General features: G+C 57.5%; 9 protein-coding genes and 1 pseudogene. 2 read left to right on the top strand and 8 right to left on the bottom strand.

Features of this window, described 5'->3' with window-relative positions; translation table 11 throughout:
• Positions 1-185, bottom strand: a pseudogene (locus LKX83_RS23930) (HNH endonuclease); the annotation flags it as partial.
• A gap of 375 nt (positions 186-560) precedes the next feature.
• Between LKX83_RS23930 and LKX83_RS23925 the strand changes: the two are divergent.
• The gene (locus LKX83_RS23925; RefSeq protein ID WP_227885352.1) at positions 561-1,193 is read left to right on the top strand and encodes a hypothetical protein; all 633 of its coding nucleotides are present in this window, start codon (positions 561-563) and stop codon (positions 1,191-1,193) included.
• 31 nt (positions 1,194-1,224) lie between these two features.
• Here LKX83_RS23925 and LKX83_RS23920 read toward each other — a convergent pair whose 3' ends face one another.
• The 5 genes from LKX83_RS23920 to LKX83_RS23900 all read right to left on the bottom strand — a co-directional run bounded on the left by LKX83_RS23920 (position 1,225) and on the right by LKX83_RS23900 (position 5,802).
• The gene (locus tag LKX83_RS23920; RefSeq protein WP_227885351.1) at positions 1,225-3,525 is read right to left on the bottom strand and encodes an ATP-dependent DNA helicase; all 2,301 of its coding nucleotides are present in this window, start codon (positions 3,523-3,525) and stop codon (positions 1,225-1,227) included.
• Between the two features lie 95 nt (positions 3,526-3,620).
• A complete protein-coding gene (locus tag LKX83_RS23915; RefSeq protein WP_227885350.1) occupies positions 3,621-3,902 on the bottom strand; it encodes an alpha/beta-type small acid-soluble spore protein in 282 nt (93 codons plus the stop codon).
• A gap of 183 nt (positions 3,903-4,085) precedes the next feature.
• Positions 4,086-4,649, bottom strand: a complete 564-nt coding sequence (locus LKX83_RS23910) for an NADPH-dependent FMN reductase (RefSeq protein WP_227885349.1) — start codon at positions 4,647-4,649, stop codon at positions 4,086-4,088.
• 45 nt (positions 4,650-4,694) lie between these two features.
• Positions 4,695-5,192, bottom strand: coding sequence for a MarR family winged helix-turn-helix transcriptional regulator (locus LKX83_RS23905; RefSeq protein ID WP_227885348.1), 498 nt, complete (start codon positions 5,190-5,192; stop codon positions 4,695-4,697).
• A 196-nt stretch (positions 5,193-5,388) separates the two neighbouring features.
• Positions 5,389-5,802 (bottom strand): MerR family transcriptional regulator, encoded by a 414-nt coding sequence (locus LKX83_RS23900; RefSeq protein WP_227885347.1) that lies wholly within the window; start codon positions 5,800-5,802, stop codon positions 5,389-5,391.
• Positions 5,803-5,897: 95 nt separating this feature from the next.
• On the opposite strand from LKX83_RS23900, the gene LKX83_RS23895 reads away from it, so the two are divergent.
• Entirely contained in the window at positions 5,898-6,743 is an 846-nt protein-coding gene (locus tag LKX83_RS23895; RefSeq protein ID WP_227885356.1) for an SDR family oxidoreductase, read from the top strand.
• Between the two features lie 100 nt (positions 6,744-6,843).
• Here LKX83_RS23895 and LKX83_RS23890 read toward each other — a convergent pair whose 3' ends face one another.
• Together LKX83_RS23890 and LKX83_RS23885 are read right to left on the bottom strand one after the other, a co-directional pair.
• Positions 6,844-7,842 carry a S41 family peptidase gene (locus tag LKX83_RS23890; protein ID WP_227885346.1) on the bottom strand — a complete coding sequence of 333 codons (999 nt, stop codon included), beginning with the start codon at positions 7,840-7,842 and terminating at the stop codon, positions 6,844-6,846.
• Between the two features lie 190 nt (positions 7,843-8,032).
• Entirely contained in the window at positions 8,033-8,500 is a 468-nt protein-coding gene (locus LKX83_RS23885; protein ID WP_370639121.1) for a DinB family protein, read from the bottom strand.
• Positions 8,501-8,716: the final 216 nt, after the last annotated feature.

Genomic DNA, 8,716 nt, shown 5'->3' with positions numbered 1-8,716 from the left:
GCCGCCACGGCCGGCGGCGTCGGGCCGGCCGCTGGCACGCGCTCGGCCACGGCAGAGGCGCCCGCGTCCCGTTCGCGGCATGCGCGGCACGCGCCGCGCCTGGCGTTGGCGCCCGCCCGTTTGCCCGAACGGCGGCGAAAATCGGCAAGCGGCTTCGCCTGCCCGCACACGATGCACGTCTTCATCGCGCGCGCAGGCTCCGCCGGGGGAAGATTGGAAGTAGACAAACCACTTTCAGCTCCGTATCTGAAGTCTTTTAACCATTATACCGTATTTGGCAACCGTTGGGCGATTGCGCCTGATTCATCCGAGTGATGGGCGACGACAATCCCATCCCCTGTCCGGTCGCCCGCCTGTTTCCTCCCTTTACCCGGCGGTTGTTTGCTTTAAACGGGAGCGTGCCGGCCTGCAAAAAGCTTCTGCATATGACAGATCTGCCGTCGATTTCGTTACGAATCACATGACCTCGGTAACTATTCGGCCCCCTCTTTTCCGTGCCATAATGGCCAAGGATGAGCGCCCGAGCGCTCCCAATGGATGGATAAGGAGAGATTGGACGAATGAAAAAAGCCATGTTCCGCGCCACGCTGGCGGCGGCAACGCTGATCGCCGCCCTGTCGCTGCCCGCTGCCGCCGGTGCGGCGGTACCAGTGACGAAATTGGACACCGAAGGGGATTTCGCCGCCTTGCAGGTTGGCAACCGGGTATTCGTGCACGATGCGAAGTCCCAGCTATTCCAGACGAACGGCGTAAACCACGACGGCAAGCTCATCGACCTGTTTACGCTGCCGTACGGGCCCGAGACGATCCCGATGATCGTCGTCTCCAACGAGAAAAACGGCTTCCTCGTCTTCAGCGACCTGTGGCCGGAATTCGCCAAGGGCAAAGAGAAGAATACAACGGAAGAGTACATGAGCGGAAGAATCACGGCTAAGCCGATCGAGAAGATCGCCAATCGCACGAACCACAACTACGCGGTGCAAAAAGGCGACACCGTCCACGTGTTTACGGCGAACGACTTCAAGGATTTGAAGAAAGGCTATCACGAGTCGTATACGGTCAAAGGTACGCTGAGAGGGCTCATCCTGTACGACTGCTGCCCGTATGCAGTCGTCGAGGGCGAGGACGGCGGACTGGATGTATACCATGCGGGCGAGAAAGGTCCGGTGAAGGCCGGACATATCGACATGTAATCACACCACCGCAGAAATCGGACGCTGTCCCCTACGCCTCCCCAGCCCCGCCGTCCTGCCGCCATTCCTCCGGCAGCAGGCTGCGGTATGGCTGCTGCAGGTAGCGGTCGTCCACGAGCAGGAGCACGCCGCGGTCCTGCTCCGAGCGGATCAGCCGGCCGCCGGCTTGCAGCACTTTGTTCATGCCCGGGTAGACGTAGGCATAATCGAACCCGTTCATCCCCCGCGCGTCGAAGTAAGCTTTGATGAGATTGCGCTCCAGGCCGAGCTGCGGCATGCCGACGCCCACGACGACGACGCCCTGCAGCCGGTCGCCGACCAGGTCGACGCCTTCGGAGAAGACGCCGCCCATGACGGCGAAGCCGGCGAGCGTCTCCCGGCGCGCCGCGTCGAACGCCGCGAGGAAGCGCTCCCGCTCCTCCTCGGGCATGTCCGGCGTCTGCAGCAGCGTAGCCACGTCCGGCCTTTCCGCCGCGAACGCCTCGTACACCTCGTTCATGTACGCGTACGACGGGAAAAAGATCAAATAATTTCCCGGCCTCCGCTCGAGCAGGTCCGCCAGCTGCCGGACGATCTTCTCCCTGCTGCGTTCCCGGTCGCGAAAGCGCGTTGACACCGGCAGGATCAAGACGTCCCACTGCTCGCGGTCGAACGGGGACGGAACGGAGATCGTATAATCCTCCGCGTCCGCACCGATCATATCCATGTAAAAGTTCAGCGGGGACAGCGTCGCCGAAAAACAGATTTGCGAGCGGTAGCCTTTGCGCATCTGCCGCAGCAGATGGGAAGGATCCAGGCAAAACTGCCTGATCCGCACATCGCTGCCGCGCACCGTCTCCACATAGGTGACGTAGCGTTCGTCGTACAGCTTGCCGATCCGCAACCAGTCATACGCCGCGAAGTAGGCGTCGAGCAGCTGCGGCGTCTCCGCGCGGACCGCGCCGGCGGACAGCACCTTCTCCGCCGCCGAGACGAACGCTTCCACCGCGGCTTCCAGCGCCTCGGGCTGCCCGTCCAGCACGAGACGGCCTTCTTCGCCGATGCTTTTTCGCAGCACGATAAAGGCGGCGTTGACGCCCTTGGCCGCCTGATGGACGGCGGCGTCCACGCCCTTGTACGCCCGCTGCAGCTCCAGGAATCCGCGCTTCTCCAGGACAGCGGAGTACATCTCCCGCGCCCGGTCGACGAGATTGTGCGCCTCGTCCACGAGCAGCGCGGTATCCCCTTTGCGTTCGCCGGCGTACCGCTTCAGCGAAATGCGCGGGTCGAACACGTAATTGTAGTCGCAAATGACCGCATCAGAAGCGTATGCGGCGTCCAGCGAAAACTCGAACGGACAAACCCGATGCTTGCGGGCGTAGCGCTCGACGACCTCGCGGCTCATCGTCGTCTCTTCGGTCAGCATGTCCAGCACGGCGCCGTTGATCCGATCATAGTAGCCGTCCGCATACGGGCAGCTCTCCGGACGGCAGGCGACTTCGTCCTGAAAGCAGATCTTCTCCTTCGCCGTGATCGTCACGGCGTGCATCCGCAAGCCGCCTGCTCGCATCCGCGCCATCGCTTCTTCGGCGGCCGCGCGGGTCGTCGTCCGCGCCGTCAAGTAGAACAGATGCTGAAGCGTCCCTTGCCCGATCGCCTTCACGGCCGGGTACAGCGTCGACATCGTTTTGCCGATGCCGGTCGGCGCCCTGGCGAACAGATTGTGCCCGGCTTCGATGCTCCGGAAGACGGCGGCCGCCAGCTTGCGCTGCCCGGACCGGTAGCGCTCGAACGGAAATGCGAGCGACGCGATGCTCGCGTCCCTCGCCTGCCGGTGGGCGTGCAGCATAAGCGCGTAGGGGGCGTACGCTTCCACCGCGTCTAGGATCACGCGCGCAAGCGTCTCCCTCGGAACCTCCCGCTCAAAGCGGCGCTCCTCCTCCGTCTCGACCTGCACGTACGTCAGCCGCACCCGCATTTGCGCAAGATCATGGTCCTTGGCGTACATATAAGCGTAGCAATACGCCTGCGCCCAGTGAACGGGATAGGTGTCTTCCCCGATCGCCGTCAGATCGCCCCGTGTCGACTTGATCTCTTCGACGACCGTTCGGCCGTCCTCGACCAGCAGGCCGTCGCAGCGTCCGTCCACGGCAAAAAGGAGATCGCCGTACGGGATCTCCGTTCGCAGATAAACTTCCTTCCGGTCTTGCTCTCCGTAACGGGCCTGCACCCGTTGATGGGCTTTGGTGCCCTCGGTCAGCGCCGTCGCCGTGCGGAACCGGTCGTCCAAACTGCCGCTGAGAAACGCATATTCCACGAGCGGACGCACCGCAATCGAGAGGGTATCGGGCATAGGCTCACCTGGCGCATGGGATTGTCGTCGAACATCGAACATTCGTTCCCTCATTGTACCATGGATGGCGCCCGGGGCAAACCGCCCGCTCCACGCTATTCCTGCTTCGTCAGCTTCTCCTGCGCTAGCCGGATCATCTCGCGGACCATCGTTCCGCCGATCCTGCCGCCGACATGCCCCGCCTGCTCGGTCGTCAATTGGCTGTTGTCGCCGGGCTTCAGCGGGATTCCAATCGATTCGGCCACTTCATATTTCACGTCGTCCGGCCGATTCGCGTCGACCGAATACCCTTCCCGCCGCATCACTTCGGCCTTGAACGCGTTCACGCCTTGCTCCGCGCCCGGTACGACCAGCCTTCTGGAACGTCTTCTCGACATGTTCTCCCCGCCTTCCTCAAGATCGTGACGCTCTGCCTAGTGTAGCCCCGATTCTCGAAAAAAATGAGCGGAGAAGCAGCCCCATTTGCCTCCTCATTTGCACAACCAAATGGTTTCCGCATCGAACGAAAATCCCCGCAGCCCTAGGCTGCGGGGATTTTGCATGCTATCGCGTCCGTCGAATTACTTCACGGCTGCAGTCGCGCGATGATAGGTGTCGTACCATTTCACGAAGTTGTCCGCGACGGAATCGAGGAACTTGACGGTCGGCTCGTGAGTCAGGTTGCCTTCGGCGTCGAACTTCTCGTGAACGGCGCCAACGTACACTTCGTTGCCCGGGAGGAGCGGAGAGCTCAGTCCCATCGCGAACAAAATTTCGCGCAAGTGGAGCTGCGCCTTGACCGTGCCAAGCTGTCCCATCGAAGCGCCCATGATCCAAGACGGTTTGCCGACCATAACGCGGTCCACGCGGGACAGCCAGTCGATTGCGTTGCCCAAGACGCCAGGGATCGTGCCGTTGTATTCCGGCGTCAGCCACAGCACGGCGTCCGCCGCAGCGACCTTGGCTTTGAACGCCGCGACGGCTGCCGGCGTGTCGTTCTCGATGTCCTGATCGTAGAAAGGCAAGTCGCGCAGGCTCAGAATTTCGAGCTCGAAGCGGCCTTTGTAGCGCTCCTTGACGTATTGGGCGAGCTTCAGGTTGTACGAATCCTTGCGGATGCTGCCGACGATGGCTGCGATTTTCATGATGTATACCTCCATGATTATAGGGTCTGACCGGGTGAGGAAGGGTCAGTCGTTGCTGTCATTGCTGTCGTTGCTGTCGTCCGTAGGGCATCGCTCCGCCGCTCGCGCCGCGTTGGCCGTGATTTCGGACAACGTGCCGCGCAGCTGCGCCAAGCGCGCTTCGTCAATCCCGGCGGTCACCTCTCGCTTGATCTCGTCCAGCACCGGCAGGACGCGCTCCCGCAGCGCCTGTCCCTCGGATGTCAGGAACACCTGCACGGTGCGGCGATCGCAGGAGGGCACGGCGCGCCTCACATAGCCTTTGCCCTCCAGGCTCAGGATCATGCGTGCGATGCCGGCCTTGTCCTTGCCAAGACTGTCGGCGATCTCGTTTTGCGTGACGCCGTCGCCGCGCCACAGCAGCATCATGATAAGATTCTGCTCCGGCGCGAGCCGAAACGGCGCCAGCCGGCGCTTGACGAAGTTCGTCATCGCCAGGTCGGCAACGTGAATATCGATGCCGATGTGATCGAGGTACCGCGAGATCGGGCGAATGGGCGACACATCCCGTCGTCATTTGTTGATATATCAACTGTTACAAAAATTATTATAGTTATTCATCTTGCCACAGTCAATGGGAAATGTCGCATAACAAAAAGTCGTCCCCATTTAATGGTATTAACAAAGCCGAACGTAATCGTTTGTATGCATTCTTGTTTCAGTTGTTCCGCATGGACGAATGGGAAAGCTTCCAAGCAGCTCAATCGGATGAGCCGGCATGCCAAGTCATTAGCATCTCTTGCGCTTTTTGCGGATCGTCCATGAGTAGCGTCCGATACTCCAGCATCTTGTTAAGGGTGTCCAGCATTTGGTCGTACTCTTCCTTCTTGCTCTCGATTTCCTTTTTCTTGCCGCGAATCCAATCTATAATCTGCAAGTTCGTGCTCGTATTGGCGTCGTGGTCCTGCAGAACTTCTTTCAGTTCAGCCAGCGAACAGCCGATGGACTGGAACTTCTTGATAAGCTTTAACCGCTCGATCGCCTCTTCCGAATAGTTACGGTAATTGTTGCTTTCTCGCCGGACATGCCGCTCATCCAGCAAGCCTTCCTTTTCATAAAAGCGGATCGTATGGATCGTTAATCCCATCTTGTCCGCCAGATCCTGAATTTTCATGATCATTTCTCCTTTGGACCGCTTGCCCTAGAGTTCACTTCATAGTTTATGCTTAACATGATCAAGCAGTCAACTTATGAAGGAGGACATCAATGATGAATGTTTTTGTTACAGGAGCAACAGGGTATGTCGGTTCCGCGGTCGTCCGGGAACTGATCGGCGCGGGACATACCGTGTCGGGTCTTTGCCGTTCTGAAGAGAAAGCCGCGGGATTAAAGGCGGCGGGAGCCGAAGTGCTGTACGGCACGCTGGACGATCTCGATACGCTGGGCAGCGCCGCCGCGGCTGCGGACGGCGTAATTCATCTGGCGTTCACCAACGATTTTTCCGACTTTGAAGGTGCGCTGGCTCTGGATTTGCGGGCCGTAGAAGCCATGGGAGCGGCGCTCGAAGGCTCCGGGAAGCCGTTCATTACCACGGCTCACGCAAATGGACATGCCGTGGATCAAGCAGTGCTTGCAATGGCAGAGCGGGGTATTCGGGCATCGATCGTCTCGCTTGCACCGTCCGTGCACGGCGATGGCGACAAGGGCTTTGTGCCAATGATGATCAACATCGCCCGGGCGACGGGATTCGCCGCCTACGTCGGCGACGGAACAAACCGCTGGCCGGCGGTTCACCGCCTAGATGCGGCGGTACTGTACCGTCTGGCGCTGGAATCCGCCCCGGCGGGCTCACGGCTGCTTGGCGCCGGGGATGAAGGCATTCAGCTCCGCGAGATCGCCGCTGTCATCGGGCGGCAATTGAACGTGCCGGTGGTCAGCATAACGCCTGAAGAAGCAACCGCCCATTTCGGCTTTCTTGGCACCATCGCGGCATTCGACATCTCAAGTATGTACAACACTGCGCAAGCGAGTCTGGCAACTCGGGAGCTTCTGGGCTGGAAACCGGTGCAGCCCGGACTGATTGCCGATCTCGAAGAAGGGCATTATTTTGCATAAAAAAGGAGGGTGTTCCCAAAGCCTAATGGCTGCTCGGGACACCCTCTTATTTAGCTGTTTCTGGCTGAACGGCCCATTAGGCCTGCCGATTTATTCCCTTTTATGATACCAATACGCCTTTTTGGGCGAGCGTTTGTTTGATTTCATTTACTACTCTTTCATATCCCCCAACCGTTTGATCGGTCAGGCGTTGCAGCTCCTTTTCGAGAAGAGCGAGATAAGCCGTATCAAACGCCTGCTCTCGCGGAACATCAAGATCCGGACGAACCCCCTCTCCCTCCCAGTTGCCTTTGGTGACCGGATTGATTGCCCGACCGTTAGGAATAAACACTTCAAATTGGCTGTTTATGGTATGCATTTGACCCGGATGAGCTCCACCTGCCGTGCGTTCCCCCACGACAGTCGCCCGACCGATGGCCTGCAGGTTATAAGCGAACTCTTCTGCAGCCGAAAAGGTATGCCGACTCGTCAGGATATACAGCGGCTTCGTGCCGCCGAATCGCTTGCCGGGAACATAGGGCATGCTCCAAAACTGATGGGTATCATCATGTTTTCTCCAATAGAGACTGTTAAGATGTGTTGGAGTGGGTTCCAACAAGTAGCTAGAGAGAAATGCGACCATGTGCGGAGAACCGCCAAAATTATTGCGTATATCAATAATCAATCCGGAAGCGTTCGCAAGAAACGTCATCGCGCTGGATGCGGTCTCGCCGGCGAGTTCCGGTTCAAAAAAACCTTGGAACTCCAAAAGTCCGATATTCCCCGGTAGCCGCTCGACTTTTGAGAATCCGTAGTTATCCAATTTCACCATCGTCATGAAGTTTTCGTGCCGTGAGGTATTCTGCTCTTGCGAGGTATCTTCTTTCATATCGTTAAGGAAGTGACGTATATGTAAATGCTTATCCTTGGAAAGGCTTTGCAAGTGGAAGGTTAACCGTTCCGCAAACGCTATGGGGTCATCGATTTCATCGTATTCGCTGTTTTGTAAATACTGAGTAAGTTCATTTCGAATATGGGCAGCCGTTTCGAAAAACACGTAATTTTCGATTAATAATTCCGTGAGTACTTTTATTGTATTTGACTTAAAGACCTGGTCCATAATGTGCCTCCTCATGTGTGGTCAAGATCGGAAGTGTTTTTTAGGTATATCTATATTAGGTTTTCGGGAAGCAGACTAAACAATCCTGCCCCTTAACGTAACGAGGCTGCCGATCAATACCGGCAGCCTCGTCTTTGTTGTTTATTGCATTAACATTTCCCGTCAGCCTGGAGCGTCGGTGTCACTCGGGTTAAAATAATCCCCGCCGAATGAAATTAGCCGTCACGGGGACTTTGCCCATTTCCCTTGACCATACGGACAATTGGCCGATATGGTGGATTTCATGGGCGATGACATGCCGCATGATTTCTCCATATTTGAAGCTAAACGGCTTCCCCTCTGGCGTAAATTCCGATAACTCCTTCCATTCCATTTCATGGGTCCACGACAGGACAAAAGGACGAACTTCCTCGTGAAACCGGGCGGATAAATCCATCACTTTCTGCAGGCTGGCATAGGATTCGAACGGCTCCGTGAACTCCGGCTTCCCTTGCAGACCGGAGATCCAGCTGAATTCCACGTCCGCAATATGAAACAACGTATGCAAAATGCCTCCGACCCCGCCTGTTCGCTCCTTGAGCAGTTCTTCTTCGGAAACTTCTTGGCACCACGCGAACCAGTCTTGCCGAACTTGCCAGTTATATTCGAATAATTTCAACAACAGTTTGGCCTCCTAATCAGATCCTGATTTTTAAGCATAAAAAAGACCACGGGCAATCAGCCCGTGGTCAGAATGGAGCGGACACGCGAACGGCGTATCCTACATGCACATCTGTCCCGTGAGGGGGGCTACTTGCGACACATCCTCTATGCGGTTTTTATTCATAGCTCCCACCTCCTTTGTCGATACCCTTATCTTAAATGATGGTTTCCG

The organism is Cohnella baijiui (assembly GCF_020731285.1).
GTDB lineage: Bacteria > Bacillota > Bacilli > Paenibacillales > Paenibacillaceae > Cohnella.
Note: the sequence above shows the minus strand (reverse complement) of the source record. Positions and strands in the feature narration are given on the sequence as shown.

Coding starts and splice junctions, on each gene's coding strand:
- LKX83_RS23900 (WP_227885347.1), bottom strand. CDS start 5,802: ATGAAAATTCAGGATCTGGCGGACAAGATGGGATTAACGATCCATACG.
- LKX83_RS23890 (WP_227885346.1), bottom strand. CDS start 7,842: ATGGACCAGGTCTTTAAGTCAAATACAATAAAAGTACTCACGGAATTA.
- LKX83_RS23910 (WP_227885349.1), bottom strand. CDS start 4,649: ATGAAAATCGCAGCCATCGTCGGCAGCATCCGCAAGGATTCGTACAAC.
- LKX83_RS23925 (WP_227885352.1), top strand. CDS start 561: ATGAAAAAAGCCATGTTCCGCGCCACGCTGGCGGCGGCAACGCTGATC.
- LKX83_RS23920 (WP_227885351.1), bottom strand. CDS start 3,525: ATGCCCGATACCCTCTCGATTGCGGTGCGTCCGCTCGTGGAATATGCG.
- LKX83_RS23915 (WP_227885350.1), bottom strand. CDS start 3,902: ATGTCGAGAAGACGTTCCAGAAGGCTGGTCGTACCGGGCGCGGAGCAA.
- LKX83_RS23895 (WP_227885356.1), top strand. CDS start 5,898: ATGAATGTTTTTGTTACAGGAGCAACAGGGTATGTCGGTTCCGCGGTC.